19 protein-coding genes and 5 pseudogenes are annotated in these 19,757 nt (G+C 68.7%); 12 read left to right on the forward strand and 12 right to left on the reverse strand.

The window, feature by feature from the left end; translation table 11 throughout:
• Positions 1–30: 30 nt before the first annotated feature.
• Complete coding sequence (locus ABZ851_RS32000) at positions 31–588, reverse strand: hemerythrin domain-containing protein (RefSeq protein ID WP_361135034.1); 558 nt, start codon at positions 586–588, stop codon at positions 31–33.
• 608 nt (positions 589–1,196) lie between these two features.
• On the opposite strand from ABZ851_RS32000, the gene ABZ851_RS32005 reads away from it, so the two are divergent.
• Entirely contained in the window at positions 1,197–1,370 is a 174-nt protein-coding gene (locus ABZ851_RS32005) for a CsbD family protein (protein WP_361135036.1), read from the forward strand.
• Positions 1,371–1,686: 316 nt separating this feature from the next.
• Here ABZ851_RS32005 and ABZ851_RS32010 read toward each other — a convergent pair whose 3' ends face one another.
• Positions 1,687–2,022, reverse strand: a complete 336-nt coding sequence (locus ABZ851_RS32010) for a helix-turn-helix domain-containing protein (RefSeq protein ID WP_361135039.1) — start codon at positions 2,020–2,022, stop codon at positions 1,687–1,689.
• A 218-nt stretch (positions 2,023–2,240) separates the two neighbouring features.
• On the opposite strand from ABZ851_RS32010, the gene ABZ851_RS32015 reads away from it, so the two are divergent.
• From ABZ851_RS32015 to ABZ851_RS32030, 4 genes and pseudogenes are all read left to right on the forward strand, one after another.
• Positions 2,241–2,579: an STAS domain-containing protein gene (locus ABZ851_RS32015; protein WP_361135042.1), complete on the forward strand. Its 339-nt coding sequence runs from the start codon at positions 2,241–2,243 to the stop codon at positions 2,577–2,579.
• Positions 2,580–2,924: 345 nt separating this feature from the next.
• Positions 2,925–3,152: a DUF5133 domain-containing protein gene (locus ABZ851_RS32020; RefSeq protein WP_361135108.1), complete on the forward strand. Its 228-nt coding sequence runs from the start codon at positions 2,925–2,927 to the stop codon at positions 3,150–3,152.
• A 128-nt stretch (positions 3,153–3,280) separates the two neighbouring features.
• Positions 3,281–3,522 (forward strand): annotated as a pseudogene (locus ABZ851_RS32025) (alcohol dehydrogenase catalytic domain-containing protein); the annotation flags it as partial.
• Between the two features lie 75 nt (positions 3,523–3,597).
• Positions 3,598–4,488, forward strand: a complete 891-nt coding sequence (locus ABZ851_RS32030) for an SDR family oxidoreductase (protein WP_361135045.1) — start codon at positions 3,598–3,600, stop codon at positions 4,486–4,488.
• Positions 4,489–4,729: 241 nt separating this feature from the next.
• Here ABZ851_RS32030 and ABZ851_RS32035 read toward each other — a convergent pair whose 3' ends face one another.
• Entirely contained in the window at positions 4,730–5,437 is a 708-nt protein-coding gene (locus ABZ851_RS32035) for a carbon-nitrogen hydrolase family protein (RefSeq protein WP_361135048.1), read from the reverse strand.
• 313 nt (positions 5,438–5,750) lie between these two features.
• On the reverse strand, positions 5,751–6,428 hold the full coding sequence (locus tag ABZ851_RS32040) for a type III effector protein (RefSeq protein WP_361135051.1): 678 nt from the start codon (positions 6,426–6,428) through the stop codon (positions 5,751–5,753).
• Positions 6,429–6,556: 128 nt separating this feature from the next.
• On the opposite strand from ABZ851_RS32040, the gene ABZ851_RS32045 reads away from it, so the two are divergent.
• From ABZ851_RS32045 to ABZ851_RS32055, 3 genes are all read left to right on the forward strand, one after another.
• A complete protein-coding gene (locus ABZ851_RS32045; protein WP_361135054.1) occupies positions 6,557–6,991 on the forward strand; it encodes an Hsp20/alpha crystallin family protein in 435 nt (144 codons plus the stop codon).
• A gap of 76 nt (positions 6,992–7,067) precedes the next feature.
• Positions 7,068–7,463 (forward strand): DUF2267 domain-containing protein, encoded by a 396-nt coding sequence (locus ABZ851_RS32050; RefSeq protein WP_361135057.1) that lies wholly within the window; start codon positions 7,068–7,070, stop codon positions 7,461–7,463.
• Between the two features lie 60 nt (positions 7,464–7,523).
• Positions 7,524–7,958, forward strand: a complete 435-nt coding sequence (locus ABZ851_RS32055; protein ID WP_361135060.1) for a DUF2267 domain-containing protein — start codon at positions 7,524–7,526, stop codon at positions 7,956–7,958.
• A 309-nt stretch (positions 7,959–8,267) separates the two neighbouring features.
• Here the strand turns inward: ABZ851_RS32055 and ABZ851_RS32060 are convergent, their stop codons facing one another.
• Positions 8,268–9,590, reverse strand: a complete 1,323-nt coding sequence (locus ABZ851_RS32060; RefSeq protein WP_361135063.1) for a UDP-glucose/GDP-mannose dehydrogenase family protein — start codon at positions 9,588–9,590, stop codon at positions 8,268–8,270.
• Positions 9,591–9,906: 316 nt separating this feature from the next.
• Here ABZ851_RS32060 and ABZ851_RS32065 point away from each other — a divergent pair, with 316 nt between their 5' ends.
• Positions 9,907–10,695 (forward strand): SDR family oxidoreductase, encoded by a 789-nt coding sequence (locus ABZ851_RS32065; protein WP_361135066.1) that lies wholly within the window; start codon positions 9,907–9,909, stop codon positions 10,693–10,695.
• A gap of 394 nt (positions 10,696–11,089) precedes the next feature.
• On the opposite strand, the gene ABZ851_RS32070 is transcribed toward ABZ851_RS32065, so the two are convergent.
• The 5 genes and pseudogenes from ABZ851_RS32070 to ABZ851_RS32090 form a co-directional block, all read right to left on the reverse strand.
• Entirely contained in the window at positions 11,090–11,731 is a 642-nt protein-coding gene (locus ABZ851_RS32070) for a carbonic anhydrase (protein WP_361135069.1), read from the reverse strand.
• 284 nt (positions 11,732–12,015) lie between these two features.
• The gene (locus ABZ851_RS32075) at positions 12,016–13,005 is read right to left on the reverse strand and encodes a magnesium and cobalt transport protein CorA (protein ID WP_361135072.1); all 990 of its coding nucleotides are present in this window, start codon (positions 13,003–13,005) and stop codon (positions 12,016–12,018) included.
• 197 nt (positions 13,006–13,202) lie between these two features.
• Positions 13,203–13,333, reverse strand: a pseudogene (locus tag ABZ851_RS32080) (LPFR motif small protein).
• Positions 13,334–13,375: 42 nt separating this feature from the next.
• A complete protein-coding gene (locus ABZ851_RS32085; protein ID WP_361135075.1) occupies positions 13,376–13,909 on the reverse strand; it encodes a DUF488 domain-containing protein in 534 nt (177 codons plus the stop codon).
• Positions 13,910–14,118: 209 nt separating this feature from the next.
• On the reverse strand, positions 14,119–14,691 hold the full coding sequence (locus ABZ851_RS32090) for a dihydrofolate reductase family protein (protein WP_361135078.1): 573 nt from the start codon (positions 14,689–14,691) through the stop codon (positions 14,119–14,121).
• A 340-nt stretch (positions 14,692–15,031) separates the two neighbouring features.
• Between ABZ851_RS32090 and ABZ851_RS32095 the strand changes: the two are divergent.
• Positions 15,032–15,474: pseudogene (locus ABZ851_RS32095) on the forward strand (molybdopterin-dependent oxidoreductase); the annotation flags it as partial.
• A 218-nt stretch (positions 15,475–15,692) separates the two neighbouring features.
• Positions 15,693–15,857: a hypothetical protein gene (locus ABZ851_RS32100; protein ID WP_361135081.1), complete on the forward strand. Its 165-nt coding sequence runs from the start codon at positions 15,693–15,695 to the stop codon at positions 15,855–15,857.
• Between the two features lie 209 nt (positions 15,858–16,066).
• On the opposite strand, the gene ABZ851_RS32105 is transcribed toward ABZ851_RS32100, so the two are convergent.
• Together ABZ851_RS32105 and ABZ851_RS32110 are read right to left on the reverse strand one after the other, a co-directional pair.
• Positions 16,067–18,325, reverse strand: a complete 2,259-nt coding sequence (locus ABZ851_RS32105; RefSeq protein WP_361135084.1) for a catalase — start codon at positions 18,323–18,325, stop codon at positions 16,067–16,069.
• 392 nt (positions 18,326–18,717) lie between these two features.
• A pseudogene (locus ABZ851_RS32110) lies at positions 18,718–18,843 on the reverse strand (uracil-DNA glycosylase); the annotation flags it as partial.
• 141 nt (positions 18,844–18,984) lie between these two features.
• Between ABZ851_RS32110 and ABZ851_RS32115 the strand changes: the two are divergent.
• Positions 18,985–19,470 (forward strand): annotated as a pseudogene (locus tag ABZ851_RS32115) (ornithine decarboxylase); the annotation flags it as partial.
• Between the last annotated feature and the right edge of the window lie 287 nt (positions 19,471–19,757).

Below are 19,757 nucleotides of genomic sequence, written 5' to 3' on the forward strand. Positions count from 1 at the left end.
TGCGGCGGCGACCGAAGAGCTCGGGGTGGGTTACCGGCCGCGGCCGCTGACGTAGTCGCGCACCCGGTCCACCAGGCCCAGCCCCGGAGCGAGCAGCTTGTTGGCCGGCGGCGTGCTCGGGGCAGCGGGATGCGGTCGGGTGGGCGCGCTCTTCTTCGCCTGGCGGACCTTGTCGCCCAGCTCCTCCAGCACGTAGGGGTGGACACCGTTGCGGAGCCGGGTGAAGAGGTTGTTCTCCTCGTCATCCACGTGCGCGGTCACCTCGGAGCGCAGCTCCCGCACCAGATGGTCGAAGTCCTCATCCGTCGCCTCGCGCTGCTCGAGGTCGTTGAGCAGCTGCTCGACGCGGGCGTGATCGGCCAGTTCCTTGTCCGCCAGCGCATCGCCCCCCTCCAAGTGCTCGCGCACCGCCGGGTAGAGGTACGCCTCCTCCGCCACGGAGTGCCGCACCAGCTCGATCGTCAACGCATCCATCAGCCGCTTGCGGTCCTCCCCACCAGGAGGAGCGTCATCGAACTGCGCGAAGAGCTCCTTGACCTCACGGTGATCGGTCGTCAGCTCCGCAATCACATCGCCGCCATGCCCCACGGCACACCGCCTCTCGCTCCGGCAGCCGGTTTCTCCGGCTGATGGCTCACGGGTTCCCGGACGGAGGCCGCATTAACACCCCTGTGGCTACAAATGCCCCACCTGCGCCATGGGTGGGCGTGGCACCCGCACGCCCAGCCCAGAAGACAGCACGATCGCGGTGGGTGCGACGCGTGCTGCGCCCGTCGTCCCGGCCTGCCCTCACCGGCCGGCGGCCCTGGGCCCGCCTCCTGCCCAGGTACACCCGGCGGGCACAAGGCCGGCAACAGCCCCTGGGCCGGCTGGATGGGGGGGGGAACCTTGTCGCCGTCGACGAGGGCGGTGGCCTCCATCTGGGTTAACGTTGCGGCGGCCACGCGGGTATCCACACGTCCGGGTTCCCCGAGGGCGACGTTCGCCTCGCCTCGCCGGTGCGGGTTGCGCGCTACCCGTGCCTCACACGCAGCCGGGGGCGACTGGCTCTGCCCCTGCCCCTCAATTGAACGGGAACGAACCTCCATCACAGCGTCCACTCCTGGCCACTTCCCCAACCTCCAGATCTTCGCTTTGTTTTGTGAACGCATTCATGGGCACCCGGTCGCTGCTAACAGAGAGGAGAGGACCGCGTCATGAGCGCCAGCGAAAAGGCCAAGGCCAAGACTGAGCAGACCGTTGGCAAGGTCGAGAAGGAAGTGGGGCATGCGGCCGGTAACGAACGTATCGCCGCCGAGGGTGAGTCGAAGGAAGCCAAGGGCGATCTTCGAGATGCGAAGGAGAAGGGCAAGGACGCCCTGAAGCACTGACCAGCACGGAACATGCGCGGGGCCTAACCTTGCTGCTGGGCCCCGCGTACAACCGATCCACTGCCTGGGCCAGCCGCAGGCCTCAGTTCTCACCATGGGGCGCGGCCCGCAACAGCGACGAGGATCAGCGCGGGCAGGCCAGGGCTGCCGGTCGGCGTACGGAATACATGGGATCCCAGGCGAGATGAGGCGGTGCAGCCCTGAGGGGCTGCCCACCACATCGGTGAACGTCAGCCGACGGCGCGATACTTCGCCTGGCGTAGTCACGGTGTCATTGGCAACTGTGCCGTTGGCCGCCGCGACGCGCTGTTCGGCGCTACGCGTCGGCGCGCGGGGTCGGCTGCTCGCTGCGGAGGGCTTCGTCCTGGACGAGCAGGGAGAGGAGAGAGGCGACGGGGAGGCCGGCTTCAGCCGGGTGCCGCAACACCTTTCCGGGCTCGATGCGGTAAGTGTTCGCGCGCCCTTCGCGTGTGTGCGACAAGTAACCACCCTGCTCAAGATCGGCGATGATCCGCTGGACGGCGCGCTCGGTGAGCCGGCAGTGGGCGGCGATGTCGCGGATGCGGGCGTTGGGGTCGTCGGCGATGGCTGCCAGCACGCGGGCGTGATTGGTGATGAACGTCCATCCGTTGTGAGGGGCAGGCACTCCCATGCGGCAATCCTATGAGGGCCCCTTGGCTGACGCCAAATACATGACATATATTTCGTGCAACACGTTACGTGTGTTCCGGCATCGGCAGGTCTCCGAGGAGGGCAAGCGGGGTGGACGCTCGCGTAGTGACGGTTGTGACAGAGCGCGCCCCGGGGGCGCAGCAGCTATCCACGCCACACGAGAACCCAGTCGGTGGGGCGGTGGGTCCGCCATGCCTGATGAGTGTTTCCAGCGTCTCCGACGCAGAGGAGACCGTGGTGGTGCTGCGGGGTGAGATCGACTATGGCTGCGAGGAGGCACTCGAAAGGGCTCTCACCCACATTTTGGGGGCCTCTGATCACGGAATCGGGATCGACCTCAGCAAGGTCTCCTTCTGGGCGTGCTCCAGCGTGAAGGTCCTCCTCGCCGTACGTCAGCTGGCACTGCGGCACGGCAAGACCGTATCCCTGCGGGCGGCCAGCCCCGCGGTGCGCCGTGTGCTTGAACTGAGCGGCACACTGTGGCTCTTCACCACCAGCACCGCCCCTCCCCCTCCACACCTCGCAGCAGACGGCTAGCCATCACCCTCGGGGCAGCGGTGCCTCCAGCGCGGCACACGAGAGGGGAGGCCCAGGCCCCCTCCGCAGCGACACGACGCGGGCGCCGGTTCTACGCGTGGCGGGCGGCCGGGGCCCAGGATCCCTTACGGCAGCCGCTGAGTGCCGCGGCAACCGTTCTCGTGCCGCTGCGTCACTGCGGGCACCCACCGGGACGGCCCAAGCGGCACATGATCGACCCCCAGCAGGGCTCAGGGAGCGGCCGCCACCTCACTTCCGCGTGACCACGGCACATGAGTGTCCGTGCACCGGGTACCGGCGGGAGTGCCACTGAGAACGGTGGAGTCCAAAGCTGAGGAGCCCGGCATGCTGATGGCCCACCCCGCAGTGCTGCGCAAGCTCGTAGACGAATACGAGGCCCTGCAGGCTGTACTCGCAGAATGCGGCAACGCAGAGCCGCGCGGACGCATGACCGAGGTCGCCTGCGCCCTGTGCCTCTCCACTGGCACCTCCGACGTGGACGCAGCTCTGATCGCCGCACACCAACAGCTCCCGGGAGCTCAGGTGCATGACGACCCCCTCCTTGCTCCCTGAGCACACAAAGACACGGCCGGCGGCGCCCCAGCGCGAGAGGGCGACCGACCCCTCCATTGCCGTCGGTGTACTCCCGCGCCCACCGCCGTCGATTAGGGGCAAACTAGGCAAAAACGGTCTGGCGAGTCATCACGACTCGAAGGAGGCGTCATGAGGCTTTGACATGGCACGGCAAGCGCGACGTTCGCACCGACACGGTCCCCGACCCCAAGATCGTGGACCCGACCGACATCATCGTCCGCATCACCTCGACCGGAATCTGCGGGTCCGACCTGCATCTCCATGAGGTGTCGGCCCCTACCTCGATCCCGGTGACATTCTCGGCCATGGGCCGATGGGTGTCGTGGAGGAGGCCACAGGGGCCGAAGTGCTCCGACAGAGCCCCGCCCACCCGCCTCCGGGCCGGGGCCATCTCACATTCCTCACGCAATGAAGGAGACCTGAAGTGGCAGGCGACAACAAAGCCGAGCAGAACCCGGTCACCAAGCACCCTCAGCCGGAGTTCGAGCAGCAAGACCAGGCGCACCCCGGCTGGACGGGGCCCATGGACCCACCGCCTGACCACGGGGAGGACTCCTATCGGGGCAGCGGCCTCCTGGAAGGGCGCAAGGCCGTGGTGACCGGCGGGGACTCCGGCATCGGGCGAGCTGTCTGCCTGGCCTTCGCACGCGAGGGCGCGGACGTCTTGTTCACCTACCTCCCGGAAGAAGGCAAGGAAGCCGCTGAGACCGCCCGCCACATCGAGGAAGCCGGACGTGCCCCCGTGGCGGTTCCCTGCGACATCCGCGAGGAAGAGCAGTGCGAACGCCTCATCGAACGCGCGGTGACGGAGTTCGGCAGGATCGACATCCTCGTCAACAACGCCGCCTACCAGATGTCGCAGCCCGACGGCATCAGCGCCATCACCACCGAACAGTTCGACCGCGTGGTCCGCACCAATCTCTACGGCATGTTCTGGCTTTCGAAGTTGGCTGTGCGGCACATTCCGCACGGCGGATCGATCATCAATTCCGCGTCGGTGCAGGCGTACAAGCCCAGCCCGCACCTGCTCGACTACGCCATGACCAAGGGCGCCATCGTCACCTTCACCCAGGGGCTCGCGCAGATGCTGGCCTCCGACGGCATCCGCGTCAACGCGGTCGCCCCCGGGCCGGTGTGGACTCCCCTGATCCCGGCGACGCTCCCGGACACCACCACCTTCGGCAAGCAATCACCCCTGGGGCGGCCGGCCCAACCAGCGGAAATGGCTCCCGCCTACGTCTTCCTCGCCTCACCGCAGGCCAGCTACATCACAGCGGAGATCCTCAATGCCACCGGCGGAACACCGCTTCCTTAGGGAAACCGGCAGCCCACGCCCGACAGGACTCCATCTGAACCGACACCAGACCGCCCGCCGGCAACTTCGCTCCCTGTTGTACGAGTACGGCCCCGCGCCCCACACCGTGGAGCGGGCGATCAACAAGCTGAAACGGTCTCGGGCCGTCGCTGCCCGCCATGACAAGCGTGGATAGGTCTACCCGGGTACCGTCACCGCCGGCGCGGTCCTCATCTTGTTCCGGGCGTGAGCTGAACGAGGCTCACCCGACGTCGGTCGTGACGACCATGGCCGTCTCCGTGCCGGCCTCCGCTATAAGGCCGCCGCCCGGAGCCCAGAGGGAAGAACGGCCGCAGCCGGTCCACTGACCCGCCGGTCCGACATGATTGGCCAGCACGACGTACATGTTCAAGTCTTTGGCGATGCCCGGATAGATCGCCGCGAGTTCATCAACTCCAGCTCCAGTGCCGTACAGCGAGCTGGCCAGGTGCACCTGGCACCCGTCAGTGGACCCCCGCACGGTCAGGTCGGGAAAGTGGTTGTCGTAGCACGTGGCGAGCGCGAAGCGCACACCTCCGAACTCGAATCGCCCATCGTGCTGCCCGGCGGCGAAGACCGCCTGCTCATGCTCGAACAGGTGCTGCTTCCGGTAGCTGGTGAGCAGCTCGCCGTCGGTCCCGAAGACCAGCGTCTCAATCGCAGGCCGTGGCCCGTCGGTGGGTGCTACGCAATTGACGACGGTGGCAATGCCGCTCTTCCGGATCACGTCCAGGCGCGGATCTTCCGCCGTCGCCCAGAGACCAGGATCAGCGAGTACGGCCTCAAGCTCGTACCCGGTCAAGGCCAGCTCGGGAAACACCATGAGCTCTGCACCCTGAGCGCGGGCCTGGCCCGCGAGAACGCTCATCTGCCGGACGTTGGCGGCCACGTCAGCCGGGACACAGGTGAACTGACCTGCTGCGATCTTCATGGAGTTGCATACTGCCACTCCACAGCCTTCCAGCTCACAGCGAGTGCCTTCCATGCCCCGTGATCGAAGAGTCACCGCGCAGTCGTCACGCAGAGCTACTCGCCGCACACGGACCGCTGCCATGGCGTTCCACACCAGCGGTGGGCCCTGTGTCCGCCTCCCGGATCAGGGTGGGTGGCAGCGCAGGGCCGATGAGGACGCAGATCCACGAGAAGGTAGGCGACCTCGAGGCCTGCCTCAGCGATGGGTGACCCCAAACGCCCGCCGGTGGGACTCGGCGGATGCACCACGGTGAGAGCAGAGGCTCGGCGGCTCAGGTGGTGCGGCGCTGATGGTCACTTTGGTGGCGTAGTTGATCGGCGTGCCGGGTGAGGGTCTCGATACGGGTGGCGAGGTCGGGGTGGTGGGCCTGGAGGTGCGGCGCGGCGGCCGCCAGTGGGGCGAGGAGATTGGCGGCGTCGTTGTCGGCGAGGGCCTGGCTGAGGTGCTCCACGGGCGCGTGGGCGCGGGCGGGCAGGTGGGCGAGGGCGGTGACCTGCCCTGCGAGTTGACGCAGGTCGGCGGCGTTGTCGCGGGCCCAGGCGGCGACGGTGCGGTTTGCGGCGCGGCGGTCGCGGGTGGCTTTGACGCGCGCTTCGCCGGTCGTGTTGGCGGGGTCGGGCCGCAGGCGGAGGTAACGGCGCTCGGCGGCCTGGCGGCTGGCGACGCCGAGCGGTGGGGCCAGGTCCGCCCAACTGGCGCCCGCTTCCCGGGCCGCTTCGATCAGACCCGTCTCCCAGAAGGCGAGCTGTTCGCGGACCTCCCGAAGCAGCATCAGTGAAGCCAGGGCCTGCTGGGGCGCTGCGGCGGGGGTGTGCGGTTCGTCGGCCTGCGCGGTGTGGGCGGCGTACATGGCTTCGTTGATGGTGTTCAGCGCCGCTGCGGCGGCGAGGAAGGGCACGGGGGCGGAGTGCTGGCTTGGGGGCGGCGTGGGCTGATCGGGCCTGGGCACCGTGATCCTCCGATCTTGTCACCTGATGGACGACACTCCGGCTTGTCGTCGATTGGATGACATGCTACAACGGTGTCAGGTGAAGCGCATTGGCAGTTTCTGCCCGAAGTTTCTGGAGGTGTTTCGCGATGTTGATGCGCACTGACCCGTTCCGCGAACTCGATCGGCTCACCCAGCAGCTGATGGGCACGTCCGGCACTTGGTCACGGCCGTCCCCGATGCCGATGGACGCCTACCGCGAGGGCGAGGAGTACGTGATCGCCCTCGACCTGCCCGGGGTGTCCACGGACGCCATCGACATCGACGTCGAGCGGAACATGCTGACCGTCAAGGCTGAGCGCCGCCCGGTCACCAAGGCCGACACCGTGCAGATGGAGCTCTCCGAGCGTCCGCTGGGCGTCTTCTCCCGCCAGCTCATGCTGGCCGACACCCTCGACACCGAGCACATCAAGGCCGATTACGACGCAGGTGTCCTGACCCTGCGCATCCCGATCGCCGAGCGCGCCAAGCCCCGCAAGATCCGCATCGGCGGGGAGACCGCGCACAAGCAGATCAGCGGCTGAGCGGATCACACGGGCGGGGCAGGCCTCTTCCTCCTCCCGGCCCCGCCCTCCGCGCACATTGTTGGAGGCCTCGACGATGACCCTGCGGTGGGAGGCGTTCCTGGCAGCTGTCCAGGAACGCGGCGAGTACGAGACGTCACAGGAAGCGGACCGGGCGGCCCGCGTCGTCCTGGCACTGCTCGGTGCGCACCTGGTGGGACACGAGCGTGCCGAGCTGGCCGCCCGGCTACCGGAGGCCTACGCCCTCATCCTGCTCAACCCGCTGCAGGCCGCTGAACCGCTCTCCGCCGAACGGTTCGTCCAGGCCACCGCGGCCTGGATCGAGGGCGCCACCGCGGAGACCGCGACGTGGGACGTCGGGGCCGTCCTCAGTGTCGTGGCGGACGCGTCGGGCGAAGAGCTCATGCAGCGCGTGCTGCTCCAGCTCCCACCCGGATACGACCTCCTCTTCGGCCGTCCCCAGTCAGCATGACCAGACCGCATTACGTACGTTCCACCACAACCCTTTGACGAGAAAGGCGACATTTTCCCCATGTCCCTGCAGCCTGGACCGGTTCTCCCAGCACCGGGCATGACGTATGACCAGATGCTGGAGCGCGTCCGGTACGAAGGCGCCTACCCCACCCGCGAGCGAGCCGGAGAAGTCGTGCACGCCGTCCTGGCCGCACTGGGCCGGCAGCTCACCGGCGAGGAGCGCGTCGATCTCGCGGCCCGCCTGCCCGTCGAGGCCGCCATGGTGTTCGCCTCGCAGATCCCCGACACCCACCAACTCACCGGCCGGGAGTTCGTCAGGGACCTCGCAGCGCGCACCGGCGGCAGCCGCGCCACCACACGCTGGGACACCGGCACCGTGCTCACCACCGTCGGCCAACTCGCCGGCCACGACCTCCTCACCCGCATCCTCGCCCAGCTCCCCGCCGGATACGGGCTCCTGTTCGGCCGCGCCGAACTCACACAGGCTGCCTGACCACAGCCGCCCAGAAGGATCCGATGCCGGCCGAGGCGCGCTACCAGCAGTACCGCTACGCGCCGGATCGGGCCGGCGCATCAGCACGGGCAGCGGCTGACCAGCGCCCGATCAACGCTCCTGGTGAGCTGCTCACCACGGCCGACATCGCCCTGGCCGGGCGGCCCTCCCTCTGGCAGGGGGCGGGCCGCCCGGCGACAAACTGCGGCGGTTGTCTCCTCGTATCGCCCGGCGAGCTCGTAGGCCAGTAACGCCCGGCACTGGGGCACGGCGGAGGAGAAGGCCGTCGCTGGTCAAGGTGTGCCGGTTCTACTTCCCGGGGCGCCCGAGCTGGTGGATGGTCCAGCCGGCCGAGCGCCAGGTCTCGGGGTCGAGGGTGGTGCGGCAGTCGACGAGCAGGGGGTTGGCCGGGCGGCCCGCCAGAGCCTGGGCGTCGGCCTGCTGGTACTCCGGCCATTCGGTGGCCAGCACGACGAGCTCGGCGCCGTCGAGGGACGCGGCCAGGTCGTCGGTGTAGTCCAGTTCCGGGTTGCGGACCATCGCCGTGGGCACGGCCTGCGGGTCGTGCACGGTGACGATGGCGCCGGCCTGCTGAAGGGCCTGGCAGAGGGCAAGGGCCGGGGACTCGCGTACGTCGTTGGTGCCGGGCTTGAACGCGGCGCCCCACACAGTGGTCCGGGTGCCTTTGATGGGGCGCTCGCCCAGGGCGCGGGTGATGAGGCCGAGGGCGACATCGGTGCGCTGTTCGTTGATCACCTCCGCGGCGCACAGGAGGGCGGCTGCGTTGTCGGCGCCGAGAGCCCTCGCAGAGGCGGTGAAGGCACGCACGTCCTTGGGCAGGCACCCGCCGCCGTAGCCGATGCCCGGCTGCATCCCGCCGCTGCCGATGCGAGGGTCGATGCCGAGAATGTCCACGATCTGGGCGACATCGCCGCCTGCGGCCTCGCACATGTCGGCGACGGCGTTGATGTAGCTGATCTTCATGCCGAGGTACGTGTTCGCGGCGCCCTTGGCCAACTCGGCGGTCTGCGGGTCGGTGACGAAGATCGGCACACCGGCGTCGATAATCCTGGCGTACACGGCGCGGATCGCCTTCTCGCCCTCCGCGGTGGTGACGCCGGCGATGAGGCGATCGGGGCGCAGGGTGTCGTCCACGGCGTGGCCCTCGCGCAGGAACTCGGGGTTCCACACGACCTCCACGCTCTCTCCGGCCGGGGCGAGGCGCTGCGCGAGGGCGGCGACCTGGTTGGTGGTCCCGACGGTGACCGTGCTCTTGCCGACGATGGTGCACGCCTGGGTGAGGTGGGGGGCGAGCTGACGAATCGCGCCGAAGACCTGTGCGGTGTCGTAGGAGCGGCCGTCGGCGTCGATCGGCGTACCGACGCCGATGAAGTGCAGCTCGGCGAAGCGGGCGGCTTCACGGATGTCGGTGGTGAAGCGCAGGAGCCCGCTACGGGTATGGCGCGCGAGCAGTTCCGGCAGGCCGGTCTCGTAGATGGGGCACTGGCCGGCGTTGAGCCGATCGACCTTGTCCTGGTCGACGTCCACGCCGATGACCTCGTGGCCCAGCTCGGCCATCGCCGCGGCGTGCGGGATGCCGAGGTGACCGCAGCCGATCACGGAAACACGCATAGCAGGTCCTCCTTGTCCGGTCCGGGGGCACACCGGAGGCGGCGTGCCCCACGACGCTATCGGTTGTCGAACAGGTCCCAATTGGTGCCGCTCGCAGGTTCGTTGACACGTTCGAGTCGGTGCGCCGGTTCAGTCGAGTCGTCGGCGGGCTTCGAGCGGCGGAGCTTGTCGCGCGATTCTCATGAGAGCGGCACGGACGGCAAGCCGGGCTCGTCGGCTCGAGGTGTCAGTAGCCATGCGGGAACGGCGACGGTGAATATCCCTCTTACGGCGATTGCGGAGCGATCGGGACCGCAATCGATGTCATCGTGCGGCCATGACTTCCTTGACGGGCTCACCTGATACGTCCACTCGACCGCTGGCCGGGTGCGGTGCCCTGGTCACCGGTGGATCGCGCGGCATCGGCCGCGCGATCGCCCGCCGGTTGGCCGCAGACGGCGCCACAGTGGTCTTCACCTACCACACACAGTCCGAGGCGGCCGACACATTGATCGCCGAGATCGCTGAGCTGAACGGCAGGGCCTACGCCCTCCAGCTCGATCTGGCCGCACCGGATCAGGTCGCCGAGGTGTTCGCCGCGGCCGGCAGGGCATTCCGTGCGGCCGGGGCGGGCGGCCTGGACATCCTGGTGGTCAATGCCGGGGTGTTCACCAGCGCACCCATCGCAGAAACCACGCTCGACGAGTGGGAGCGCGTGATGGCCGTGAACGGGAGAGGTACGTTCTTGGCCCTTCAGCACGCCGCGACCCGCATGCGCGACGGCGGGCGGGTCATCACCCTCTCCACGGTCGGCACGCATTGGCCCAGCCCGGGCGAGGCCCTCTACGCAGCCAGCAAAGCCGTCGTCGAACAGCTCACCCGTGTCGCATCCCGCGAACTCGGACACCGGGGCATCACGGCCAACACCCTCTCGCTCGGGCCGACCGACACGGACCTCCTCCGGGCGGGCGCCCACCCGGACGCGCTGGACGGTGCCGCTGCCATGACCGCGCTCGGCCGGATCGGGCGGCCCGATGATGTGGCCGACCTCGTGGCCCTGCTCGTCCGCGCGGACAACCGCTGGGTCACCGGCCAGAACATCCGCGCCGACGGTGGCCTCACCTGAGAAACGGCGGCCTGGCAGCCGGCCTTGCGTGGCCTCAGGTGGCCCACGCCTGCCCTCGGACTGCGTCCACGGTCGCGAAAGCGGTTGCCACAGCACGCTGCCGACAGGGCTGAGCCAGGGCCCGCCGAGGGAGAGGCGGGTGGGCCAGCGAGTCGTCGTGGTAGCGATCGCCAACTGGCTCCGCCGCGCCGTGGAGCCGCGGCCCCCATGTGACCAGCACCGACGCTCTGCCTTTACCACTCTCGGAGACGGCGGCCGGGCGGATTCGTCGCGGATACGGCTCAGCGCCTCCCGGTCGGCAGAACGGACGCAGCTCGTGCCGCGAGTCGTCGGTGCCGACCGTCCCCCGCCCCGGCACACCTCGCAGCCCCGCACCAGCCCACGGGGGGGGCGGTCAGGACGCTGCAGGGGCTGCCTCGTCGAGGCCGCGAGAGGCGACGAGCTCTGCACGGCCGTCGGCCAGGCGGTAGCACAGGCCCACCACAGCGACCTGTCCGGCGGCGACCTTCTCGGCGAGTACCCGGGAGCGGTCCAGCAGCAAGTCGACGGTGTGCCTGATGTGCTCGGCCAGAATCTCCTCGGGCTCAACCCGTCCGGCAGCCCGTGCTGCCAGCACGCTGGGGGTCACCCGCTCCACGACGTCCCGAACGTATCCGGCCGGTCGCATGCCGTTCTCCAGGGCGGCACACGCTGCGCCCACCGCGCCGCACGAATCGTGGCCGAGGACCACGACCAGCGGGCAGTCCAGCACATCCACGCCGTACTCGATGCTGCCCAGCACTTCCGCACCCATGACGTGACCCGCAGTGCGTACCACGAACAGGTCTCCCAGACCGCGGTCGAAGATGATCTCGGCGGCCAGCCGGGAGTCGGAGCACCCGAACAGCACGGCGAAGGGCTGCTGGGACGGGGCGATCGCGGCGCGACGGGTGGCGTCCTGGTTGGGGTGTTCGGGGGTGCCGGCGACGAAGCGCCGGTTACCGGACAGCAGCAGCTCGAAGGCGTCGCGGGGCGTGGGGGTGCTGATCTCGGTCATGGTCGCAGCCTAGGACCCGGCACCATCCTCCGCACGGCCTGGTTCCGGAGCAGTCGGGGGAGCCGTTCCACCAGCTCGGGACCAGTGCCGCTGCCAGGCATGGTGAGCTCACGCGGGTCGGCCGGCGCGGGGGGATGGTCCGCGGCTCGGCAGGCACTTCGCTCTGCCACCCCTCAGGTGCACCCCGCAGGCGCAGACGAGGGGCTATGCGCGATACGCGATACCCAGGCACCGCTCCCCTCCACCGGCAGGGCGGCGGAGAGGCGCCCTGCCGCCGTGGGCTGTCACAGCCAGCCATTACGGCGGAACGCCCGGTACAGCAGTCCTGCTCCGAGGGCCATCACGGCGAGCGCGCACGGGTAGCCGTAGGGCCACTCCAGTTCGGGCATGTGGTCGAAGTTCATACCGTAGATCCCGGCGACCATGGTCGGTATGGCGAAGATGGCCGCCCAGGCGCTGATGCGGCGCATATCGTCGTTCTGCCAGGTACCGACCTTTGCGAGATGGGCGTCGAGGACGGAGACGAGCAGGTCGTCCAGGGCACGGACTTCGGTGTCGGCGCGGGCGAGATGGTCAGCGACGTCACGGAAGTACGGCAGGACCTGCCGTGGCCACCCCTCTCGCGCCGTGGTGAAGGGTTGCATGACCGGGACCAGGGGCTGGATGGCGTCGCGGAACTCCACTACCTCACGTTTGAGGGAGTAGATCTGCTCGGTCAGGTCCTCGCGGACGGGTGAGAACACGCACTCCTCCAGGTCCGTCAGGTCCCTCCGCACCTGGACAGCGGACTGTGCATAGGCGTCCACGACCACATCGGTCACCGCATGCAGGACGCTGACCGGTCCGAGCCGTGTCATATCCGGCTGCTCTGCGAGGCGGCGGGCAGCCTCCACGGTGGGATCGTTCGCGCCGTGGCGTACGGTCAGCGCGAAGGACGAGCCGAGGAAGATCATCACCTCCCCGGTTTCCACCTCCGCAGTCTGCTCGACGAACCACAGGGTCTTTACAGCGACCGCCAGCACGTCGCCGTAGCGTTCCTGCTTCGGCCGCTGGTGGGCTTGGACCGCGTCCTCGATGGCCAGAGGATGCAGCATCAGGTAATCGCCCAACCGTTGCAGTTCTTCGTAGCGGGGTTCGCCCATGCGGATCCAGGCGAACTCGTCCGGCTTCAGCGCAGCCAGACGGTCCAGGATGACCTGGCACCCCCCGTCCGCCTGCCGGCAATCGATCTCCTCGCACGTACCCGTCTGCTCCTGGTAGATCACACACTCCATGTCTTTTCGGATGCTTCGGACGCCGCATTCCATGCTCCCGAAGACGCAGCGGCTCAACGTCGAAGGTGTGCGCCGTCCCGGACCCGCCGGTGCTGCCGCAGATCCACGACCCCCGACGCATCGCCCCCGGCGATGCGGGCGCAGGGCCGACGCCACTCGGTTCCCCGGAGCCGGTGGCCCCGGCGGTACACGACGGATCAATGGTGCCCGTGAGGGCGCTGTCGGAAGCTCTGCCGAAGAGCCGCGCGGCCGCACGGACGGTGAAGGTGGCCACGGTGGCGATGGCGCCGCCGATGGCGCGAAGGATGGCTGCGAGGGCCTTCAGCATGTGCGGGTCTCCCATCCGAGGGCCCTGCTGCCCGTGCAGGTCCTACCCGGTGCCGTCGTAGACGAGGAGGCCGTCAGAGCGCAGGCGTAGCCCGGGTGTTGGCGAGTGGGGGACGAGCCGTCCGTCGTGCATCAGGTGCAGAACCGGGACGTTCCGTGCGACCACGGCGAAGTCCGCGATCAGGCGTCGATGACACCGCCACCACACAGCCTCACCGCACATGACCGCGGTGCGCACGGTTTGCGCATCGTCGAGCAACTTATCCATCGCTGTGACGAATACGGGCTCGCGGGTATGGGCCGCGTAGCCTCTGAACGAGGCGTTGCGCCAGATGACGTCCGGGGATTCGGCCGGGACTTTCCGGTGGCCCCCCAGCGCCGGCTCCCACCGGTAGGCGATACCGGCCTGCGGCATCCACTGCGCCAGCCGAGCCCGAAACACGTCCGGGTTGTGCCGGCTTCCCGGTCCGATGCGTACGTCGACCACGGACCGGACATCCGCCCCGTGCAGGAGGGCGAGTAGCTCTTCGCTTCCCGCGGCGCTGTGACCGAAAGTGATCAAGTGCATTGCTGCCATGGCTCGCCCTCACAGGTGCGGGGTCCGGACCCCGACGCCAGTATGTCCAGGGCGAGCCGGGCCTCGCATACCCGACGACGGGCCCCGGAGATCGCACTGATGACGAGGCGGGCCCCGCCCATTGAGCCGTTGTTGCCGGACGGACGCCGAAGCGTGGTGGCCGGTGGCATGCTCATCGTGAGGTGGTCGACGCGATCGCGGGAGTCGTGTCAGCGGACGACGTCGAACACGTTCTTCTGCAGACCGTTGGCGTACGCCTCGTGCTCGACCAGCTTCAGCTTCTGGGTGTCCTTGTCGGTGGCGCTGAACAGGCGCTTGCCCGCGCCCAGCAGGAGCGGGAAGACGAGCAGGTGGTAGCGGTCGATCAGGCCGGCGTCCGAGAGGCTTTGGTTCAGGGCGGCGCTGCCGTGCACGATGATCGGGCCGCCCTCGGTCTCCTTCAGGGCGGCGACCTCGTCGAGTGAGCGCAGGATCGTCGTCTCGCCCCAGTTCGTCACCAAGTCATCCTCAGTGAGGGTGGTGGAGACGACGTACTTCGGCATCGCCTTGTAGTCGGCGAAGTCCGCCATGTCCGGCCACACCGGGCTGAACGCCTGGTAGCTGGTGCGGCCCATCAGCATCGCCGCGGCTTCCTGCTGCTCGCGGCCCTTGATGTCGAACGCCTCGGGGAGGAACTCGATGTCCTTGAAGGTCCAGCCGGAGTTCCGGTAGCCGGGCTCGCCGCCCGGGGCCTCCACGACACCGTCGAGCGAGATGAAGGCCGTGCTGATCAGGGTACGCATCTGTGGTTCCTCGGTGTCTCGTGTCCGGTTTTCGGCGGTCGGGTGGGTGGACGCTTCAGCTCCCTTTGGCTGCGGCGCACCCACCATGGCCTACGACTGATGATCATGGCGGTACTCATCGGTGCGCGCCCGCTCTTTTCCACGATCCCAACGGCCGAATCGGCAGCTCAGGCTCAGGCGCCGTGGGAGTGTGAGCTGACGGCGACCGCGGAGTGTTACGACCCGTCATTCAGCGTAGGACCAGAGACAGGGCTCTGAGGAGCATCGGTGAAGCGTTGGAGGCACTCGGGCTTCAGGCACTGGTGGGCGAGAAGCAATGGCAGGCGGATGGGAACGCGCGATGGGTGACCGGATCGCGGATGTGTGGGGTGAGCGCACGCCGTTCGGCGCTGGGGGCCGGTGGCCCCGTCGACAGGATCAATACCTCACGGTGCCGGGGGGCAGGTGGAACGTTGGGTTCCCTCGGCATGTGTGCTCTGCTCGAACGGCTGCGGTCTGGACATCGCGGTCGCGGAGGGCCGGATCGTCGGTGTACGCGGCCGGGAAGGCGATCGGGTCAACCACGGCCGACTGGGGCCGAAGGGCTTGTACGGCTGGCAGGCCAACCACTCCCCCGACCGGCTCACCCAGCCGCTGATGCGGGTCGACGGTGCCCTACAGCCCGTGGACTGGGAGACGGCCATGAGCGCGGTGGCCGGCCGGTCCGAGGAGGTACTGGCCGCGCACGGACCGCTGGCCGTGGCGTTCTACACCAGCGGCCGGCTGTTCGCCGAGGAGTACTACGCTGGCACACCCTTGCCGGCCAGTGCGATCAGCACGCCGATCGGGTCCGCGCCTGGGCCGAGCGTCTGCGGACGAGCCTCCACCCGCCGGCACGCCCGGAAGCCCCTTCGACCGGGCGGGAGACGCTGCGGCACAACTCCTTGGAACTTCTCGGCCGACGCCCGGGCTCCGGACTGCTGCTGCGCGACCTCCGCCAGTTGTACGTACAGGCCCAGACCGTGAGCATCCACTGGATCATGCTCGGTCAGGTCGCCCACGCACTGGGGGACCACGACCTGCTGGCCGACGTCTCCACCCTGCACGGGGAAAACCTCACACAGACCAAATGGATCAAGACACGGCTCAAAGAGGCCACGCCTCAGCTCTTCTTGGCAGCCGACTGAGCCCCGCTCCATCCGTTCGGTGTACGGCGGCGGGATGGCCCTCGCGACCGCCCGGCGACTGCGAGACACGGGTGAGCGGCCACCCGACCGGCTGCTGTTCATCGCTCCGTCGCTGGACAAGCACGCTGGGGAACCCGACCGTGCCGGAAATCGAGCCGCCTGCGGCGCCCGCCACCGCACGCTGATCCACGATCGACGAAGCGTCTCCTCTAGCCCTGCGTGGGGAACCGCTCCCATACGCGGTGCCGGCCGAGAAGCTGGGTGATCTGGTTCAGGGTTGCACTGCCATCGCTTCCGAGGGCCACGCCGGGGGCGGCCGTCGGCACTCCCGCGGCGTGGAAAACCCGCTCGGCGCCGGCCCAGCCGCCGATTGCCTTGCCGTGGCGGTATGCCTCGGAGAGCATCAGCAGGATCCGGGGATCGGTCTCGGCCCGCTCCGCCGCGGCGGGCTCGCCGGCCTTGGCGTCGCGCGCACCATAGGCGTCCTTTCCGGGCCCTGGGGTTCCGGCAAGGATGAGGGCGTCGAACTCGATGGAGCGGGCGGTGGCGAAGGTGCGCTGGACGGTGATCGGATCGCTATCGCTGTCGAGCTTGCCGCCGGCCGGGGCGATCACAAGGGGGACCATGTCGGCATCGAGCACGGCCGAACGGAGCGCGCGCACGCCGGCGAGGTCACCATTCTCGTCCGCGATGATGCCGATGAGGCGGCCGTCCAGCGGCCAGGTCCGGCCGATCTGGGACAGCGCCGGGCTGGGGTCGACGGAGGCGAGGGGGCGGTCGGCCTCGGGGGCCGGCAGCCCGAGGCCCGCGGCGACGCCCTCGCAGAGTTCGGGGTCGATGTTGGCGAGGACCTGCAGAGCCCGCTGCTTGATGGCTTGCTCGTAGCACTTGCCCAGCTCGAAGGAGTAGGCGGCGATGATGTGCTCGCGTTCAACGGGGGTCATGCTGAGCCAGAAGCGGCGGGGCTGGCTGAAGTGGTCGTCGAAGCTCGCGGGTGCTTCCCGGACCTTCTTCGCGGCCGGGAGTTCCACGGGCACCTCGATGTAGGCACCGGTGTCCGCTCCGGCGAGGAAGGGGCAGCCGCCGTCGAGGGAGTTGGGACGATAGGGCGCCACGCCGCTGTGTACCGCGTCCTGGTGGAAGCCGTCCCGTGTCATGTCGTTGACGGGGGCGTGGGTGCGGTTGATGGGGATCTGGGCGAAGTTGGGGCCGGCGAGCCGGGTGATCTGGGTGTCGAGGTAGGAGAACAAGCGACCGGCCAGCAGCGGGTCGTCCGTCACGTCGATCCCTGGCACGAGGTGGCCGGGGTGGAAAGCCACCTGTTCCGTTTCCGCGAAGAAGTTCGTCGGGTTCGCGTTGAGGGTGAGCAGTCCGATCGGCTGGACGGGTGCCATCTCCTCGGGAACGATGTTGGTCGGATCGAGCAGATCGATGCCTTCGAAGGCCTGCTCGGGGGTGTCCGGGAAGGTCTGGACGGCGAGCTCCCACTGAGGGAAAGCGCCTGCTTCAATGGCGTCGGCAAGGTCGCGGCGGTGGAAGTCGGGGTCCATGCCGCCTGTGATCTGGGCTTCCTCCCAGACCAGGGAGTGGACGCCCAGGCGCGGCTTCCAGTGGAACTTCACCAAGGTGGTGCCGCCCTCGGCGTTGACCAGCCGGAAGGTGTGGACGCCGAAGCCCTCCATCATCCGGAACGAGCGCGGGATACCGCGGTCGGACATGTTCCACAGCGTGTGGTGGGTGGCCTCGGTGTGCAGGGTGACGAAGTCCCAGAAGGTGTCGTGCGCACTCTGCGCCTGCGGGGTCTCCCGGTCGGGGTGGGGTTTGCCGGCGTGGATGACGTCCGGGAACTTGATGGCGTCCTGGATGAAGAACACCGGAATGTTGTTGCCGACCAGGTCGAAGATGCCCTCGGCCGTGTAGAACTTCGTGGCGAAGCCGCGGGTGTCGCGGACCGTGTCGGCCGATCCCCTCGATCCCAGCACCGTGGAGAACCGCACGAACACCGGCGTTTCGACGTCCGCGGCAAGGAACGCCGCTTTGGTGATCTTCGCCGCGGTGCCGTAGGCGCGGAAGACTCCGTGCGCGGCCGCACCGCGGGCGTGGACCACCCGCTCGGGGATCCGTTCGTGGTCGAAGTGGGTGATCTTCTCCCGCAGGTGGTGGTCTTGCAGCAGCACCGGTCCACGGGGGCCCGCCTTGAGGGAGTGGTTGGTGTCGTGCAGCCGGTGGCCCTGGGCGGTGGTCAGGAACGGGCCGGCCTGCGCCATCGCGGCTCGGTCCGCACCAGTGGCCTGGCCGGTGGGGCCCACGGTCTCCGGCCCCTCCTGGTCCGGCTTGGACGGCAGCGGACCGCGCACCTCGGTGGGCTCGTCCACCGGCGGCGACTGTGGCGTCGGCTTACCGGGGATCTCATCCCCGGGATCGGCAGCCCGCTTCGCGGCACGGTTCTCTTCGTCCTTACCAGCCATGACCACTCCACCTCGTCGGAATGCAGCTCGCCCGAGGGGCACCACAAGGTCACCCCAACCGATCCTGCCGAGCTTTCTTGCCGAGTGCCCGTCGAAAGCAGGCGCAATCTGCCGTCCGCGTAATGAGTCCGACATGTCAGCTCCCCCGTTTTGAACATGGGCAGGCAGCTGTCTCTCGATGCGTGCAGCCCGGGCGGGCTTCGGCCCCCACGCTGTGCAACGCAGCTCGCGCCGACTCGTACCCTGACCCGATCGAGCGACCACTTCGGCAGTGAGATGCCCAGCAGCATGCGACGAAACGTCTCCCTGCTGCGTCATTTCGTCTGGTAGTGACTCGGCTGGAACCGCACGTTCCTCAAGGAGCGCTGAACGGAAGTGGCGGGCTGCCTGCTTCAGTCCAATGCGGCGGCGGCCACCCGCAGGTCTGCTACGAGTCCCGCGTACGCCGCTTCGCGCTCGTCGGACCGGAGGATCGCCGAAGGATGAACAGTGGCGACGAGCAGGCCCGGCGCTCGTCCGGCCGAGCCCGTGGTCAGGCGTTACTCCTCCGGGGGCAGGGACAGGAGAGCGCCACGGGGCCGACACGGCGCGACGTACTCGTACACACGGACGAGGGCCGAGGAGGCATGGTGCGCCATAGCGCCGGGAACCGGTCTCGCATGGCACCTGACCACAGTCGTGCTCCGGTACTGGAAGCGCTGACCGAGTACCAGGCCTCGAAACAGCTCTCGTTCACTCCCCCTGGCCACAAGCAGGCTCGAGGCGCCGATCCCCGTGTCCGGGAGGTGCTGGGCGACGCCGTCTTCTACGGGGACGTGCTCGCCTCCGGCAGCCTGGACGACCGGCGCACCCGTAACCAGGTCCTGGAGCGTGCCGAGAGGCTGATGGCCGACGCCGTGCACGCCTCCCACACCTTCTTCTCCACCTGCGGCAGCTCCCTGTCGGTGAAGGCCGCCATGCTCTCCGTGGCCCACCCTCTGGCTCAGCACGGCCGTGCCCTGCTCGACGGTGCCCTCCATCTGGCTGCTCGGGTACGGGCGGCCATCGAGGAAATCGACGGGCTGCACGTACATGACCGTGCAGATTTCTGCGGGCCGGGCCTGGCGGATGACCTCGATCCGCTGCCGGTAGCCATCGACGTCAGCAAGGAGGGATCCCCGGCACCGGCATCTGAGATGAGCGCCGGAGTTCGGCGAGCGCGGATGAGGTCGTTCGTCGATGAACGAATGTGGAGACCATCTTCGCGCGGTGAATTTCGACTTCCTGGCAGGTCAGACTTTCCGCCTGCGGGCCTCCGCCTAGGCCGTGTCCGCAAAGTCCCGCCTGGCTCGCGGCGTCTGGCACGCACGCTCGCTGCGTTGTCGGGATCGTCCACGTAGACCCACTACGAGGACGACCCTCCGCCTTGCGAGCGCACGCACCAGACGCCGCG

The organism is Streptomyces sp. NPDC047049 (assembly GCF_040643995.1).
GTDB classification, from domain to species: domain Bacteria; phylum Actinomycetota; class Actinomycetes; order Streptomycetales; family Streptomycetaceae; genus Streptomyces; species Streptomyces mooreae.